Here is a 15624-nt window from a genome sequence, read left to right on the forward strand (position 1 = left end):
AGGGGCAACAGTGCGTTGCCCACTCCGCCACTGTTATCATCCGCGCCATTCCCCCATTTCCCGCTCGCGCCACTTGCTGAGGCTCCGGCCAGCCAGGTGTGTGCAGTCAAATGTCGGCGGGTCCCCCGCCGCTCTCCTATGAGAAGGAAATGGAAGTTGACACAAACAATCGGAATTATCGGCTCTGGCCTCGTCGGCAAGGCAGTCGCGCATCTGGCCGTCGCGGCAGGCTATAATGTCGTGATCAGCAATTCGCGCGGTCCTGAAACACTCTCCAAGCTGGTCGGAGAGCTCGGCCCGCGTGCACGCGCCGGGTCTGTCGAAGAGGCGATTGCGGCCGGGGATATCGTCTCGCTTGCGATTCCGCTGCCGACATTCGAGAGCCTGCCGGCCGACAGGTTCGCCGGGAAGATCGTTCTCGATCAGACGAACTACTATCCCGGCATGGGAGATTTTCGAAGAGCCGATCTCGACAATGGCGAGCTCACATCGAGCGAACTGCTGCAGCAGCGCCTCAGCGGCGCAAGGCTGGTCAAGGGAATGCATAATCTCGGCTGGATTCATATGCAGCACAATGCCCGGCCGAAGGGTGATGCCGAACGGACGACCTTGCCCATCGCGGGTGACGATGCAGGCGCGAAGGAAGCCGTCACGCATTTCATCGAGGCAATCGGCTATGATGTCGTCGACGCCGGCTCGCTTGCCGAAAGCTGGCGCATCGAGCCCAACACGCCGATCTATTTCTGGCCCTATGCCCCTGTTGTGCCCGAGGATCTGGTCGAGGAAGAGGCCAAGAAAGTCTTCCAGCAGGCTGGCAAGCCCATCTCTCCGGAAGAGGCCCGGACACTGATCGACAGGACGGTACGTCCGTCGCCGATCGGCGGAACGCTGGAGGGGATGCCGCCGATCCACGTCGCCCTGTTCCTGGAGCTTGCCAGCGCCGATACCGTTCAGAGGTAAGACCTGCAAGACCGGGTGCCCGGTTGCAGGCGCCCGGTCGCCTTGATTGATCATTCAGGCGACGCGTGACAGAACGTTGTCCATGACAACAACAGTTGGCATTTCAGAAATGCGGGTCTTCGTCGCGGTGGTGACGGAAGAATCCTTCACCGCCGCGGCCGAACGGCTGGAGACAGACAAGGCGCGGGTAAGCCGCATCGTGCAGCGGATCGAAGAAAAGCTCGGCGCCCGGCTTTTGAACAGATCGACCCGGCGGCTAAGCGTGACGGAGGTCGGGAGGGACTATTTCGAACGTGCCTCTTCGATCCTGGCTGCCGCGGAAGCGGCCGAAGCCGCAGTCGCGCAGCAGAGCCAGGAGCCCAAGGGTCGTCTCAAGATCACGGCGACTCCCGAATTCGGAACCACACGGGTCGACAGCTGGGTCGCAGCCTACCTGTCCAGGTGGCCGAAGGTCACTGTGGAAGCGGTGTATTCGATCCGTTTCGTCGATATCATTCATGAGGGGATCGATGTCGCGATCCGTCTCGGTGCATTGCAGGATTCGGATCTTTCCGCCCGTAAACTTGGAGAAGTGACCTACGGTCTCTATGCCTCCCCGGATTATCTGAAACGCGCCGGGGCACCCCGCACGGTCGAGGACCTGAAGCGTCACGATCTCATCATGAAGACGTCGAGCGGTCGTTCGAGCTGGACCCTCGTCAACGGCGAGGCGACGGAGAAGGTGTCGCAGACGCCGCGCTGCGCGCTCGATAACATAGTCGCTGCCAGGAACCTGACATTATCAGGTCTGGGAATCGCCCACCTTCCTCGATACATGGCCGAGCCATATGTGGCCGAAGGCACGCTCGCCCGCGTTTTGCCGGGCTGGGCGAGTGTCCCGATGCCGGTCCACGCCGTCTTCGCCTCGACGCGCTACATGGACCCGAAGGTGCGCGGCTTTGTGGATCTGTGCCGCGATGCTTTCAGAGATAGCAGCGACATCGGCGCAGGGTAAAACGATCCGGCTCACGGCCATGGCCGTATTCGACCGTCATCAGCAAAACACGCCGGCAGATTGCGCCGGAACCTGACGCCTGGGGCGCAGGCCGGGCCTAGAAGGCTGCCGACAAGCGGCGATTGCCGCCGTCATTGTTGCTCGAGGGAGCAACGGAGTGGGGCGCGTGGAGCGTCTAATCTGCCCCCAGGCGATATCTTATGTCTCACCCTGTCGCTTCCAAACGAGCGGCAAGGTCCGAAGTACAGAGGATATCGAATGAAGATCGGAATTTTGAATGCCGGCAATGTCGGCAGTCGCCTGGCAAGGGCGTGGGCATCTGCCGGCCATGAGCTCGTCATCGCCAAGGATGGCGAGGACCGCAAGCTCGCACCGCTGCTTGAAGAATTGGGCGACAGCGCCAGGCTCGGCACGATCCGCGAGGCCGCCGAGTTCGGAGAGGCGGTTCTGTTCTCCGTCTACTGGCCGCGGGTGGAGGCGATTGCCGGCGAAGTCGGCGACGCTCTCGACGGCAAAGTCGTGATCGAGACGATGAACCCGCTCGGCGTCACCGCCGACTTCCAGCATTTCCACGATCTGGACTTCATGCGCGACAGCTCGACTGCGGAAGTTCTGCAAAGGCGCCTGCCGAAGGCCCGCATCGTCAAGGCCCTCAACCTGCTGGCGGCGCCGGTGCTGGAGGCGGCCGCGTGGTCGGGCTCGCCGGTGAAGCCCGCCGTCTTCTATGCAAGTGACGATGCGGCGGCCGGGCAGGTGACACGCAGCCTGATCGCCGACGCCGGTTTCAGACCCGTCAACGCCGGCCCCCTCAAGGGCGCCCGGCAACTCGAGCAGGTCGGTGTGCTCCTGCATCATATCGCAGATCATGAATATGGTGGCGATGCCGATCTGGTCCGCCTGGCTCTCACCGTCATCGAGGCAAGCCCCGGTCCAATCCTGCGCCAGCGGCTCGTCTGAGGCGCTCGCAGAGCAGTCTGCCTAGCAAAACAAGATCCCGTCCAATCAAGGAATAACAGATGTCGCAGTTGCTTAAGGGAAAAACCGCTCTCGTGACCGGAGCGTCGCGGGGCATCGGCCGCTCGATCGCCGAACGTCTTGCGAAGGAAGGCGCGACGGTGGCGCTGACCTACAATGCAAGTAAAAGCGGGGCCGAGGAGGCGGTCGCGGCTATCGAGCAGGCGGGCGGCAACGCGTTCGCACTCCAGGCGGACCTCGTCGATGCAGGGTCCATTCCGGCCCTGTTCGAGCGGCTTGACGCCGAACTTGCGCAGCGCAACGGAAACAAATCCTTCGACATTCTGGTCAACAATGCCGGGAATTCCGGCTGGGGTGGCCTCTCGGACGCGACGCCGGACAGATGGAACACGATGTTTGCGGTCCACGCCCGCGCGCCCTTTTTCGTCGTCCAGTCGGCACTGGGCCGTCTCTCCGACGGCGGACGCATCATCAACGTCTCGTCGGGCGCCGGCACACGGCCAATGCATGTGGTCCCCATCTACTCCATGGCCAAGGCAAGCATCAACAACCTGACCCATTCGCTCGCAATGGAGCTCGGCCCCCGCAGGATCACCGTGAATGCCGTGGCGCCGGGCTGGATCCGAACCGACATGAATGCCGCCGTTCGCGAGAATGCCGACATGGTGAAGGCGATCGAAGCTGACACCGCTTTAGGACGCTTCGGCGAAACCTCCGATATTGCCGCAGTGGTGGCCTTTCTGGCCTCCGCCGAAGGCCGCTGGGTAACCGGCCAGGTGATAGAAGCGAGCGGCGGCTACAAGCTCTGATCGGTTCGGAGTTGCCGGTTGACCGTTGTCTCGTTGCGGTAACCATTTGGAACATTCCCGGGGCGGCACTGTTAGACGGCGTATTGAACGCTGCCGCCATGGCCCCGTGCCGTGTCGTTCGATGCGGCGGAGGATAGGAGATGACGCCATGCACCATATGTCTGCCGACATGAAAGCCTGCATCGACAATTGCCTCGGCTGCTACAGCGAGTGCCTTTCGATGGCCATGAACCATTGCCTGGAACTGGGCGGCGAGCACACCAAGCCTGCGCATTTCAAGCTGATGATGGCCTGCGCGGAAATCTGCCGGACCTCGGCGCATTTCATGCTGATCGGCTCGGAGCATCACAAGCATGTCTGCCGCGAATGCGCCGAAATCTGCGCCCGATGCGCCGACGATTGCGAGCGGATCGGCGACATGCAGAGCTGCGTCGAGGCCTGCCGCCGCTGTGCCGAGAGCTGCAGCCGCATGGCTGCCTAGAAGGGAGGGCGGCGCCCTCTTTCCGCCCGCTTCGTAAGCGGAGATGATGGACCGCCGATCCCTTTTGGGCGGCATCACGCATATCGACACTACTACAGATTGTGTTATGATATCCGAATATAGTGGGGGGACATCATGCAGGACATTCGAGTGGTTCACGCTGCTGACTCGACTCCGTACACGCTGGGTCATTTCAGAGAGACTCCAATACTGAGCATTCAACTTGCCACCGGTTCATGGATGCTTATTGGACGGGTATTGGTGGCGAATACGGACGGCGATCCGCAGTTGGCCACGGCAGCCTTCAAAGTTCGTAGCGCACTCACCTTTCCCGACAGGCTGGATAGGACCATTAACGCTAATTCATTGTTCACATTTCCGCTGATGGGAGTGCTGGACCTGCCATCCGACGATACAGTTGACTTGGTCGCTGCCACTTTCGAAGGGGAGGCCGTCCACTGCTCGATTATGGCTGTCCCCGTCGATGAACTTGACCCGCCAGTCTGACGAGGCCCCCCATGGAACGAATAACTGTGGCCCATACACGAGACGACACAGCCCTCGTTAGTCTAGACGGTTTTGCGGAGACCATCGTCGTTAGCTTGGCACTAAGGCCCGGAAATTGGATCGTTCTGGGAAGGACGTCTATCTACAATCGCGACAGCGACTCCCAGAATGCATCTATAGCCCTGCGTACCCGCCGCGACCTTCTGGTCATTGATCGAGTGGATGTTTCACTCCCTCGGGCTCCAACTAGCGCCATTCACGGCGAAGAACACATATTCGATCGAGATCCTTTTCTCTTGCAGGGTGTGGTTAGCATCCGGTCAGAAGATGCCGTGGACATCATTTGCGCGACATACCGTGGTTCCGCATCGCTTCCGGTTTTGATCGCCTTTCCAGCCGATACTCTAAGTCCGTAGCTCCGCCTCGTGTAGCGGCTGGTGACCTTTGATTTCGTCCATTAGGCAAGGAGGATGAGGAATGACAGCACACTTAATGATTGGCCTGCCCGGAACTGAGCGAACCCTCGGAGACCTGCGGATCGTAGAAGACAAGCTGATGCGCATCGATTTTCCGGCCACTTTGGGGCAGAAGCAGATCGAGCGCATGCTAAAAGACGTGGAGATAATCAGCGCAATAACAAGGTCTAACAATCAGGGAATCGTGGAGATTTTGCAGGCTGTGTCGGAAAACGACTTGCCTCGCGCTCAGTCCATTGCCTCGTCTATTGGGCTTACCGAAGCTAACTTGGTGAAGCAGGGTGGGCAAAACGAGGGCTTGGTCGTCCTAGTCATACTTGGTGCGCTGGCACTGGCCGTGTGGGCCTTGAGCGACTCCTCCACGCCGACTCCAACGCCAGATCGGGGGAACATACACGACGGCCCTGACGCGGGGGATGCTGGTACCGGATAAGCTGGCGCGAGTTGGGTCACAGCGACTCGGATCCAAAGGAGGGGGGAGGTTCCAATGTGGAACCTGCCCGGGGTGTCAGGAGTGGGCACCCCACTCGCTAACGGCAAATTAGGCTGCAGCACCGTACTGTTCCTGAACCGCATCCACATGTGCGAGGCTTTTCTTGATCCAGTCCAAGCTGTTGCCTGTCACCGGGCTCCTGGTCATCACGTCCGCATGCGCCTCCTTCGGGCTTGCGGCGGAAGACATGATCGCGCGTCGGCAGACCGACATGAAGGCCATGGCCGTTGCCGCGAAGACGATGGCCGATATGTTCCGCGACCCCGCGAGCTATTCGTCGGCGCAATTCCGAAATGCCGCCGCAACCATTGCCGCGAGGTCCGGCGATGTGCTGGCCGGTCATTTCGCCAGTGGGTTGGATGACCCTAAGTCGAAGGCGAAGCCTGAGATCGGGGCGGAACGCGAGCGTTTCGACCGTCTGGCGGACGATCTCAGGGATTATGCGGGCGCACTCGAGGCTGCCGCCGTCGAGAATGCCGGACCGATGACCGACGGGATGCGGATGAGACCCGGCGAGGCGATGGGCGGCGGACCGCTCGGGACGCATGTTCGGAACGAAGCGGCGCTGTCTTCCATCCCTGCCGAACATGTCTTCCATCTCATGTTGCAGACCTGCACGACCTGCCACGCAAGATTCAGGATGCGCTGATGAGGGATGGCCGACCAGTTTGAGGTTGCAAGAGTTGCGATCGGATTGCAGCTGAAGAACGCTTCTGTTTTGCAGGAGAGGACATCCATTTCCGCACAGAGAGCCAGCAAACCCTGTTGAGACGTCAGTTCCGCCCTTTCGATGTCTTCGCCAGCATCTCGCTCAGCGTCGCCGCCGAAAGCATGGATTCGGCCAGGAGCTTCTTGAGCTTCTGGTTCTCTTCCTCCAGCTCTCTTACCCTTTTGACATCGAGACCGAGATTTCGGACCTGCAGGGATTGCCACCGATAAAAGGTCGGCTCGCTGATGCCGTACCTGTGGCAGACATCGGCCACCGTCACGCCGGCCTGGTGCTCCTTCAGAATGCCCGTAATCTGCTCGTCGTCGAATTTTCTCTTGCCCATCACCGTCTCAGTCCTCGCGAAATGCTCTGTTGAAACTGTCGAGGAGTGGTCTGACGGCATAGAGGGCCACGCTGCTCTGGCCCGTTTCGATCAATGTCTGTGCGGGCATGCCCGCGGCCAGTTCGACATCCCTCATTTTCGCCAGCCGCTCGTCCGTCACACGGATCGTTGCGGCAAAATAGGGCTGGCCGCTCTGCTGATCGATGAGACGGTCGGCCGATACATATTCGACGCGACCTTTCAGGAGCGGGACGCGCCGCTGATTGTAGGGGAGGAGGTGAACCTGCGCCTCTAGCCCCGCGCGGACGAGGTTCATATCTTCGGGTCTGACGTGGACGGACACGATGAGGCGATCGGAGCGTGGCAGGAGATCGACGAGCGGTTCGCCCGCGCCGACCACGCCGCCGGCCGTGTGGATGCGCAGGTTCATGATCGTTCCATCTTCGGGGGCCCGGATATCGGTCCTTGCAAGCTGGTCGTCGATCGCCCGCAAGCGCTCGCGCAGTTGCATGATCCGGCTTTCCGTATCGCGCATGCCCTGGGCGACTTCGCTCAACCGGTCGCTTTCGAGCTTTGCGAGATCGGCCTGTGACTCGCTGATCACCTGATAGGCGCGAGAGATCTGTGCCTCCACTTCACCCTGCCGGCCATCGAGGTCTGCTTTTTCCCGCTGGAGGTTGAGAAGTCTGCTCTTCTTTTCCAGTCCTTTGGCGTTGAGGGCAGTGACCTGATCCATTTCCTGGCTCGAGATCGTGGCCCTGTCGGCCAATGATGTCTTCTGTGCGCCAAGTCCGACGATTTCCTGCCGCACCTGCGCGATTTTTTCATTGATGATCCCAATTTCCGCCTGCATGACCCGGCGGCGGGCTTCGAAGATTTTCTGTTGCCCGGTCATGATGGCGCTGACCGAAGGATATCGGTCCATGGCTGCCCTGAGGTCGTCAGGATAGGCGATATGATCGCTGCCCGTCTGCTCCGCAAGCAGGCGCGCGCGGCTTCCTTCGGCGTCCCAAAGCTGCCCTTGAATGCTGTCGCGCTCCGAGCGGAACTTCGTATCGTCGAGCTCTATCACGATCTGCCCGCCCATGACCGCATCGCCGTTCTTGACGAGGATCCGCCTGATAATCCCGCCTTCCAGATGCTGAATGGTCTTGCGGCTGGTTTCCGGCTCGATAACGCCGGATGCGACCGCAGCGCTTTTCAGCGGCGCTAAGGCCGACCAGATCCCCAATCCGACGATGAAGACCAGGATCAACAGGTTGCCCGTCCAGGCAACGCCTCTGAGCCCCGGCATGGGCGAGGGCGGCGCGGGGCCGCGCTGTTTCGGATCGATCACAGGCAAATAGGTTGCCTGTTGCCTGGCCGGCGCTGCCGATCGTCGAGCCAACCGCAGACCCGTCTTCGACAGATCTGAAAATCTCGCCAGCGCTGTGTTCACTTGAACAAGGGTCACGGCGGCGTCCTTCCCTATGTTCCTGATCGAGACGGCGGCTGAAGATAGGTATCGTAGATGCGGTCACTGTCGCCGAAGGCAGCCACCGTCCCGTTACGCATGATGGCAATCTTGTTGGTGACGGGCAGGATCCCCATCCGGTGCGTGATGATGATGACAGTCATCCCCCTGGCTTTCATGCGCTCGATTGCTGTGAACAGCATGCGTTCGCCGTCATAATCCAGGCTCGAATTCGGATCGTCGAGAACGATGAGGGATGGATTTCCATAGGCTGCGCGCGCCAGTCCCAGCTGTTGGCGCTGAGCCCGAAGGAGCAGGTTCCCCCCTTCGCCGATATCCGTCTCGTAGCCCCGGGGAAGCCGCATGATCGCATCGTGCAATCCGACCAGCTTTGCGGCGTCGATCGCCTTGCCGGGATCTCCTCCGTCCAGCCGGCCGATCACATCCTTGATCGCTCCGCCGAAGAGTTCGATGTCCTGCGGCAGGTATCCGACATGGCGGGTCCCGCCGCAAAGGCGGAGCGCCGAGATATCGACCCCGCCGAGAAGAACACATCCGCTTGTCGCCTGGACGACGCCGGCGATGACGCGACCGAGCGTCGATTTTCCCGATCCCGACGGACCGATGAGCGCTACGCAATCGCCAGGTGCCAGGCGCAGGGTGATACCGGTCAATATCGGCCGGTCGGCGAATGGCCTGACATAGCTGACATTATCGAGAATGAGGCCATTGGGTTCCGGTATCGGCACCATTCGGCCGTCATGTTCCGAGGCAACTGTTATCAGCATTCTGTTCAGGCGATTGAAGGCATTGCGCGCAAACGTGAGGGAGCGCCATGCGCCGATTGCGCCCTCGATCGGCGCAAGCCCGCGCCCGAGCAACAGGCTCGCAACGAAGATGATGCCGGGACTGCCGCTGTTGACGAGCACCAGCCATGTGGCCGATCCCATCATGAGGATCTGCGCGAGCGTGCGGATCGATTTGGAGAAACCAAGAATGATCTCCGTGCGACGCATCGCGACGTCCTGCGCCTTTCTGGCCATTTCCGCATCGCGATAGACGATCTGTGCCGCGCCATCCTGCATGCCCATCGCCCTGATCACCTCGATGTTCTTAAGGGCGGTCGCAAATCGGATATAGCTGCTCGAAAGGGCAAAGTTGGCCTGGGTCAGCGGCTCTTTCGTCGCCACTTCCGTCAGGAACGCAAACAGCAGAAGTGCAACTGCGCTCAAGAGACCGATGGTCCCGAGCAGCGGATGAACGAGAAAAAGCAGGAGCAGGAATACCGGCGCCCAGGGAACGTCAAAAAAGAGGGAACTGGCCGGTGAATCGAGAAACTGGCGCAATGCGGCCAGGTCCCTGTAGCACTCCGTGGCGGCTCCCGTATCGGCAAGGGTGGCATATTCGAATGATGCCGTCAGCACCATCGGCCGCAGCCTGTGGTCCAGCCAGCTGCCGATGCGCGAAAGAGCTGCCCTGCGCACGATATCCAGCACGGACCCGACCAGCACGGCGATGGCGATGATCAGGGTCAGCATCAGCAGCGTATCGGCGCTCCGGCTCGACAGGACCCTGTCATAGATCTGCAGGAGATAGATGGAAGGTGCGAGAAGAAAGAGATTGTAGCCGCAGCTGTAGAGGAAGACCAACCCGAAGGCGCCGGCGCAAGCCCGGAGCGCAACAACGAGGTGGGTCTGCGGGCGCGATGGTTTTATGGAAATCGTTGCCATTATCAGATCTCGCTGCATTTGATACTGACACGAAGAGAGCGCTTGCCGGTTCAGCAATACAGGAGGGTCGCCAGCCGAAACCGGCGACCCTCAGAGCCTTTATTTCAGGAGCCGAGATGGCTGACGTCGATCTGACCAAAGGCGTTTATGAAATGATCGAGAGCATTGTTCACCGTCGTCGTTTCGGGATCGGTGTGAACCACTGCTGACGAGATATCGCCACCCAGCGCGTTGTTCCCGTTGCCGCCGTTGCCGCCGACGCCTGCCAGGATGGTGGCATGCTGATCGGCCAGGAGCTGCGTATATTGTGTTGCGGTCGTACCCGCATTCACCGTAGCCGTGTCGCCGCCGCTCGTATTTCCTTGATTGCCGTTGGAGGTAGCCGCTCCCCCTGCGCCGCCGGCGCCGCTGGTGATCGCTGCCAGGAAGCCGTTCTGGGCCTGGCTGAAGCCACCGGCTCCACCGCCGCCGGCGTCCCAATCTGCCCCCTGCCAGACGTGATCGCCATTGTGCAGATGGGTCTCTGCCCCGTAGACCGTTTGCACGGGGTCGATATAGGCAACCGGGTTGTAGTTAATGGTGCCTTGATTGATGCCATCGCCGCCGTTGCCGGCATTGGCGTCACCCGCATCCGGGTTGTGGAGATAGATCGTGTCAGACAATTGTGGAATAGGCATTGATATCACTCCTTCTACTTCGTTTGCTTCGTTTCGTCCGAGTTCCTTCTACGGCTTTCCCCTACGGTGTGCGTATTCAGGATGCCACCGCCAGCCAATACAACCGCGGGCTAATATTGCCTGCGATTTAATCTTCGAACTATCTAGATATTCGGTGACGTTCCTTCAGGTGTATACTTGGAGGTGATGGAACGTTGTTTCGTCGTGGCAGGTCGGATGGCCCGGTCATGATCTACGACCTCGCCAAAGCAATGGCCGCCAGGGAGAACCTGTTCGGAGCCGAAAACCATGCATGTTCCGCCGGCAGAACGAGGATGCAGGATGCGGGATCCTGACCTCTCGAACCCGCACGAGGGGAGGCTGCGGCGATGACAGCCAAATGGCTACAGCCCTGGCCGACGGGATGTAGACAAATTGCAGGCTCTGCTTTTCCGACGTTCAGAGGCACAATGATTGAGCAATCAGGGGGCTGAGCAATTCAGGCTGCATACGCGACGCGTTCGGCGGATGCGCGGCCGGCCGCGGAATGGAGACGGTAATGACGGAAATTCGTTCCTTACTGGAAGACTTGCCCAAAGCGAGCACCGACCAAAACCCCGCCTACAACGTGGCCGCAGGGCATCTGGCATTGGTGCCGACCTGGCTTCCATTGGATGTCGCTTCCGGCCAAGCCTATAGTTCAGCCGGCAGCGGCGGTGACGGAATAAGCGAAGGCGTGATCAGCAGCAACGCATTGGCCGTCTTCATGCCGTCCAATGCCGCTATTGCAGGACCGCATTCGGCTGCCGAAGCCTTCCAGGGCAATGAAGCACTCATCAATCAGCATCCCACCGAAATGGCAGGGATTGGCGGGAATGGCGGAAGCGGCAATGTTGCCATCGGCAGCGGCGAGAGCGCCAGTCATGCCGGCACCGGCGGCAATGGCCTCTTCTACGGCGGGCTCGTCAGCACCGAGACCGCGCTCTTTGTCCCCGTCAATACGGCCGTGGCGGCGGGCCCCGGCGCGGAGGCTCACGCCCTGCAATCGAACAACGCGCTGTTCCTGCAGGGCGCAACCCAGATCGGCGGCATGGGGGGCTCAGGCGGAGACCATAATGCTGTGGGCCATGACTCCTTGAGCCCGGGAACGTCACTGACATTGACCGGCGACTTTTATGCGGGCCACGGCGGCAATGGATATTTCGTCGGCAGTATGGTCGATATAAGTATTGCCATCTTCTCACCGATCAACATCGCCATCGGTGCTGCAGGCGGCTCGGCAACGGCTCATCAGACAAACAATGTCATTTTCGATCAGGGCACCGTGCAGATCGCCGGCATCGGCGGCAATGGCGGTGGCTTCAACCTGTCGTCGGACACGATTTTCACCGGCAACCATGCGGGTGGAGGCGGCGGGAACGGATCGTCGACCGGCAGCATGGTCGACGTCAATTTCGGCTATTTCCATCCCATCAACATTGCCGTTCCCGCCGGCGGGACGGCGGATGCCCAACAGATCGATCATGTTCTCTATGACCAGCAGGCGCTCCAGATGGCCGGCATCGGGGGGCATGGCGGAGAGGGCAACCTCACGGACGCCCATTCGGCTCTCGTCGACGACATTCTGGGCTTCATGCACAGCTAGGGCATTTCCATTTTTCCTCGCTATTGCGGACGCAAAACCGTCGCAGATCCTCGGGCAAGCCTGAGGATAGCGGCGAGTGACTGGCGAGGGCTCACCTCCGTCATGTCAGGGCTTGTCCCTGATATCTGCAACGTTCGCGATCGTTCGACACCCATCCAAGGCGTAATGCTGGAAGTGGCGGCCCGGCTTTGCTGGAATTGCCCCTGACAACGCCGTCGTCGATCGTGTACTCTATCGTCGCCGCAGCAGATATCAGGGGCAAGCCCTGACATGACGGAGGAGGGGGGCATCCCGGACGCCCGACTTCGTCTCCTGGGCCACCATGACCTTCTCCGCATTGTCGTCGATTTCGGTCCCGGAGGCCGTAGCCTCCGGCTGGCATCCGTCGGCGCCGGCGCAGTGCTGCCTGCGTGAAAACCATGAGAGCCGGTATTAATACCCAATAGACCCCTAGTTATTCAGTAATCATAAAGGGTTACTGGCGATCTCAGACTTTTGTCGCATTTCGCGCCGGTCGTCTTGCTGTCGAGGTCTGCGGCTGCTTTGCAATGAGATATGGGAACAAAACCGAACCGATCGGCAGCGCGTTCTGTCCAACGGCTCTTTCCTGAATGGATCCGTAGCAGATCGCCTGCCTTTTCAGTGCCTTTGAAAGCTTTGTTGACGCGCTTTCCGTACGTGAATTCGACGAAAACCGGAAAGTCTGCAGCGGCAAGTCGAACCGGCAAGTCGTCGTAGATAAGCTTTCAAAACTGCTCTGCAGGTTCAGTTATCTCTCACCAGGATCTTATAGACTATAAGAATTATCATGAGAGATCAGACTATTGATAGCGGCAATACACTCGTTTTTTATCATGACATGAAGCGAGAACAGGAATAATGTGAATAGCTGTTGGGTTGCAAATCTTCTGGGGAGCACGCAAGTGTCCGACAGTGCTAAATCTAAGCGCCGTACGGGGCGCAATGCACCAACTGTGATCATAATTGAGCATTCTACACTCGCTCGCACCACCGTGGTGAAGCTTCTTGAGCATGAACTTGCCGGGTGGAACTTTATCGACCTGATCTCGACTGAGAGTCTCGACCGGGCTCTTGGAGCCGAGGTACGTTTGATTGCGTTGGATTTGGCCGGCAGGGCTATTGAGAGCACCAGCCTGCGTGACGACCTTGCGGCAATTGCTGCACGTTTTCCGGAGGCTCCTATCACGTTGCTCTCAGGGACTGACGACGTCATCATAGCCAGTCAGGCGCTCAAGATGGGCATGCGCGGCTTTTTCACGACTTCACTGCCCGTTGACATCGCCCTTGCCGGTCTTCGTCTTGTTCTGGCAGGGGGGATATTTTTCCCGCAGCTCATGGGGGCCGCCGCTACAAACGGCTCAAACGAGCATGTTCCTGTCAGAACCGAGGCCGAGAAACGCCTGGATGACAGGACGCAGTACCTGGCGATTGCCGATTTCACTCCCAGGGAAGCGGATGTGCTGGCAGAGTTGCAAAGTGGCTGCTCAAACAAGGTGATCGCAGGAAAACTGAATTTGTCGGGGCATACGGTGAAGATGCACCTGCAGCACATCATGCGCAAGCTGCAGGCGCAGAACCGCACCGAAGTGGTCGCCCGCCTGGTTCAAAGAGCCGCCGGCGGGCCTGACGCCTCGCCGAGTTAGCGGTGTCGGGGCGCTGTCGCAGAGCTTTCGCACCCAGGCGAGCCGACTGCGGTGCTTCGGGCACGAGTCAGTATTTGCCAGAGGAATTGACTCCCCAATCTACGGTTGCTCTGCTACGTTCTGGCCTTATTGGCGGGGAAGGGGCTTCGGCGTGCGCGAGCGATTTTTGCGCGTCAGTGCGCTCATCAAATTGAATAGCCAATATGTCACACCAGCTTCCCACAAGGGATAACTTGTTAACCATTATCTGTTGACTTATATGGCAACACTGACAGAACTATGCGATGCCAATGTTCTCGTATCGATTGGGGGTGGGTTAGATGCGCATGAACAGCCTGAACGGCTCCTTTGTGCATTTCCCCACGTCATTGACTGGCTGGAGAATACGCTTCCGTCCCTCGATCCGGACTTCCACGAAGGAAAGCAGGATCCGATGGAACAAGCTGATGACCTGTTTCACGATTTCGTCAGTGGCGCAGACTTCTCTTACTACGAGAAATCTCACTCGATGTTGCCGACGGAGCCGGGTGTTTGGGAACTAAAGACGTCCGATTTGCGCTTATTTGGATGGTTCGCTTCGAAGGGTGTCTTTGTTGTTGCAGAGATCAACAGTGCGTTCCAATGCAAGCACCATAGTCTCTATGCCGGCTACCGAAACAGTGTCGTGTACAGACGTAACCAACTGAATTTGGATGAACCTAAGTTCATCACGGGAGAATATGAAGATGTCTTATGAACTCAAAATCGACCCGAAGAAGCGGGCCGCCTCGAGGTTCATCGGCAAAGTAAGAAAAGCTCTTGTCAGCGCCGCGATAGACGAGAAGTCCCTGTCAGGGATAAATCAGCAAAAGGTCGCTGCTTCGCTCGGCGTAAACCGCTCTGTTATCAACAGAATGCTTAAGGGGGACGGTAACCTCACTCTGCGTTCTATTGGTGAGTTGGCTTGGGCCTTGGGCTGGGAGCCAGAGTTCACAATGAAGCGACGAGCAGAGCCTAAAGCCGCTACGAACACGCCTCCCGTGGAGCAACCTGCAGTAAGATTTTCTGCAGGATCTACCAAACAGAATGTTACTGTCTACCCGGCGCAAAGTCCCCGCAATGCTTCGTCCTACGTCGAGGCCGCGGAATGAGTGACTTGAGTGCAGATGTCGTCTTTTGCGATGACATAAGGCAGGAGATCACCGGAAAGTTTATATTCATCGGCGTGTATCCCGGCGATCTGGTCCCTGGGCTTCTGCCAGCAGCTTTTCCTATGGGGATGTTCGTGAGGGTGCATGGTCTGCCAGAGGGGACTCACCATTTTCACCTCACCCTAGCTTTTGAGGACGGAGCTACGGTTTTTGAGCAAGAGGGCGAGGCTCAAATTCATGCCTCCGATCTGCCAATGGTCCTGATATTTTCTGGATTTCCAGTTCAGGTCGAGAGGCATGGCAAGTTGCAGGTCAAGCTGAAGGTCGCCGAGCACACGCTTCTCGCTGGACAATTAAAAATCGTTGCTCCTCCTCAGGTAAACGCCTGAGGCCAACCGTGACGCCTCGTGCGGGGCAGGCTTTCGGAAATGTTTCAGAAAGTCTCAGGATCAGATCCATGGTGGCCGATTAACTGAGCTGTTGAATTGGGAGCGGGCCGATTGCATGCGCGAGCGCTATAGAGATCGAATAGCGCCGAGCAAAACGACACAGATCCAGGCGAAAAGTAGAGATTTACCTCCGGCTCTGTAGCTGGGCGG

Annotated in this window: 17 protein-coding genes; 13 read left to right on the top strand and 4 right to left on the bottom strand. The window is 59.1% G+C overall.

Annotated elements, in window-relative coordinates; genetic code table 11:
• Nucleotides 1-156 precede the first annotated feature (156 nt).
• The 8 genes from H4W29_RS19375 (at nt 157) to H4W29_RS19410 (ending at nt 6344) form a co-directional block, all read left to right on the top strand.
• Nucleotides 157-960 carry an NADPH-dependent F420 reductase gene (locus H4W29_RS19375; protein ID WP_192730356.1) on the top strand — a complete coding sequence of 268 codons (804 nt, stop codon included), beginning with the start codon at nt 157-159 and terminating at the stop codon, nt 958-960.
• Nucleotides 961-1042: 82 nt separating this feature from the next.
• Nucleotides 1043-1954, top strand: coding sequence for a LysR family transcriptional regulator (locus H4W29_RS19380; protein ID WP_210332200.1), 912 nt, complete (start codon nt 1043-1045; stop codon nt 1952-1954).
• Between the two features lie 258 nt (nt 1955-2212).
• On the top strand, nt 2213-2911 hold the full coding sequence (locus tag H4W29_RS19385) for an NADPH-dependent F420 reductase (RefSeq protein WP_192730357.1): 699 nt from the start codon (nt 2213-2215) through the stop codon (nt 2909-2911).
• Nucleotides 2912-2970: 59 nt separating this feature from the next.
• Nucleotides 2971-3738, top strand: coding sequence for an SDR family NAD(P)-dependent oxidoreductase (locus H4W29_RS19390; protein ID WP_192730358.1), 768 nt, complete (start codon nt 2971-2973; stop codon nt 3736-3738).
• A gap of 148 nt (nt 3739-3886) precedes the next feature.
• Nucleotides 3887-4219, top strand: a complete 333-nt coding sequence (locus tag H4W29_RS19395; RefSeq protein ID WP_192730359.1) for a four-helix bundle copper-binding protein — start codon at nt 3887-3889, stop codon at nt 4217-4219.
• A gap of 135 nt (nt 4220-4354) precedes the next feature.
• Entirely contained in the window at nt 4355-4726 is a 372-nt protein-coding gene (locus H4W29_RS19400; RefSeq protein ID WP_192730360.1) for a hypothetical protein, read from the top strand.
• 477 nt (nt 4727-5203) lie between these two features.
• Entirely contained in the window at nt 5204-5635 is a 432-nt protein-coding gene (locus H4W29_RS19405; protein ID WP_192730361.1) for a hypothetical protein, read from the top strand.
• A 163-nt stretch (nt 5636-5798) separates the two neighbouring features.
• On the top strand, nt 5799-6344 hold the full coding sequence (locus H4W29_RS19410) for a c-type cytochrome (RefSeq protein ID WP_376776573.1): 546 nt from the start codon (nt 5799-5801) through the stop codon (nt 6342-6344).
• Between the two features lie 124 nt (nt 6345-6468).
• On the opposite strand, the gene H4W29_RS19415 is transcribed toward H4W29_RS19410, so the two are convergent.
• The 4 genes from H4W29_RS19415 to H4W29_RS19430 all read right to left on the bottom strand — a co-directional run bounded on the left by H4W29_RS19415 (nt 6469) and on the right by H4W29_RS19430 (nt 10607).
• Nucleotides 6469-6747, bottom strand: coding sequence for a transposase (locus H4W29_RS19415; RefSeq protein WP_192730362.1), 279 nt, complete (start codon nt 6745-6747; stop codon nt 6469-6471).
• 7 nt (nt 6748-6754) lie between these two features.
• Nucleotides 6755-8200, bottom strand: coding sequence for an HlyD family type I secretion periplasmic adaptor subunit (locus H4W29_RS19420; protein ID WP_192730363.1), 1446 nt, complete (start codon nt 8198-8200; stop codon nt 6755-6757).
• Nucleotides 8201-8214: 14 nt separating this feature from the next.
• Nucleotides 8215-9930: a type I secretion system permease/ATPase gene (locus tag H4W29_RS19425; RefSeq protein ID WP_192730364.1), complete on the bottom strand. Its 1716-nt coding sequence runs from the start codon at nt 9928-9930 to the stop codon at nt 8215-8217.
• 104 nt (nt 9931-10034) lie between these two features.
• Nucleotides 10035-10607 (bottom strand): PE-PGRS family protein, encoded by a 573-nt coding sequence (locus H4W29_RS19430; RefSeq protein WP_192730365.1) that lies wholly within the window; start codon nt 10605-10607, stop codon nt 10035-10037.
• A 538-nt stretch (nt 10608-11145) separates the two neighbouring features.
• Here H4W29_RS19430 and H4W29_RS19435 point away from each other — a divergent pair.
• The 5 genes from H4W29_RS19435 to H4W29_RS19455 all read left to right on the top strand — a co-directional run bounded on the left by H4W29_RS19435 (nt 11146) and on the right by H4W29_RS19455 (nt 15414).
• The gene (locus H4W29_RS19435; protein WP_192730366.1) at nt 11146-12231 is read left to right on the top strand and encodes a hypothetical protein; all 1086 of its coding nucleotides are present in this window, start codon (nt 11146-11148) and stop codon (nt 12229-12231) included.
• A gap of 923 nt (nt 12232-13154) precedes the next feature.
• A complete protein-coding gene (locus tag H4W29_RS19440; protein WP_192730367.1) occupies nt 13155-13895 on the top strand; it encodes a response regulator transcription factor in 741 nt (246 codons plus the stop codon).
• 259 nt (nt 13896-14154) lie between these two features.
• Nucleotides 14155-14631, top strand: a complete 477-nt coding sequence (locus H4W29_RS19445; RefSeq protein WP_192730368.1) for a hypothetical protein — start codon at nt 14155-14157, stop codon at nt 14629-14631.
• Nucleotides 14621-15025 (top strand): helix-turn-helix domain-containing protein, encoded by a 405-nt coding sequence (locus H4W29_RS19450; protein ID WP_192730369.1) that lies wholly within the window; start codon nt 14621-14623, stop codon nt 15023-15025. The genes H4W29_RS19445 and H4W29_RS19450 overlap by 11 nt, the downstream gene beginning before the upstream one ends.
• Nucleotides 15022-15414, top strand: a complete 393-nt coding sequence (locus H4W29_RS19455) for a DUF6941 family protein (protein WP_192730370.1) — start codon at nt 15022-15024, stop codon at nt 15412-15414. Before H4W29_RS19450 ends, H4W29_RS19455 begins: the two co-directional genes overlap by 4 nt.
• The last annotated feature ends 210 nt before the right edge of the window (nt 15415-15624 follow it).

Origin of the sequence: Rhizobium viscosum (assembly GCF_014873945.1) — a bacterium.
Taxonomy (GTDB): Bacteria; Pseudomonadota; Alphaproteobacteria; order Rhizobiales; family Rhizobiaceae; genus Rhizobium; species Rhizobium viscosum.

Bases quoted from the DNA above. Each gene is read 5' to 3' on its own strand.
- H4W29_RS19380 (WP_210332200.1), top strand. From the start codon at position 1,043: ATGACAACAACAGTTGGCATTTCAGAAATGCGGGTCTTCGTCGCGGTG.
- H4W29_RS19385 (WP_192730357.1), top strand. From the start codon at position 2,213: ATGAAGATCGGAATTTTGAATGCCGGCAATGTCGGCAGTCGCCTGGCA.
- H4W29_RS19390 (WP_192730358.1), top strand. From the start codon at position 2,971: ATGTCGCAGTTGCTTAAGGGAAAAACCGCTCTCGTGACCGGAGCGTCG.
- H4W29_RS19395 (WP_192730359.1), top strand. From the start codon at position 3,887: ATGCACCATATGTCTGCCGACATGAAAGCCTGCATCGACAATTGCCTC.
- H4W29_RS19400 (WP_192730360.1), top strand. From the start codon at position 4,355: ATGCAGGACATTCGAGTGGTTCACGCTGCTGACTCGACTCCGTACACG.
- H4W29_RS19405 (WP_192730361.1), top strand. From the start codon at position 5,204: ATGACAGCACACTTAATGATTGGCCTGCCCGGAACTGAGCGAACCCTC.
- H4W29_RS19415 (WP_192730362.1), bottom strand. From the start codon at position 6,747: ATGGGCAAGAGAAAATTCGACGACGAGCAGATTACGGGCATTCTGAAG.
- H4W29_RS19425 (WP_192730364.1), bottom strand. From the start codon at position 9,930: ATGGCAACGATTTCCATAAAACCATCGCGCCCGCAGACCCACCTCGTT.
- H4W29_RS19430 (WP_192730365.1), bottom strand. From the start codon at position 10,607: ATGCCTATTCCACAATTGTCTGACACGATCTATCTCCACAACCCGGAT.
- H4W29_RS19435 (WP_192730366.1), top strand. From the start codon at position 11,146: ATGACGGAAATTCGTTCCTTACTGGAAGACTTGCCCAAAGCGAGCACC.
- H4W29_RS19445 (WP_192730368.1), top strand. From the start codon at position 14,155: ATGGCAACACTGACAGAACTATGCGATGCCAATGTTCTCGTATCGATT.
- H4W29_RS19450 (WP_192730369.1), top strand. From the start codon at position 14,621: ATGTCTTATGAACTCAAAATCGACCCGAAGAAGCGGGCCGCCTCGAGG.
- H4W29_RS19455 (WP_192730370.1), top strand. From the start codon at position 15,022: ATGAGTGACTTGAGTGCAGATGTCGTCTTTTGCGATGACATAAGGCAG.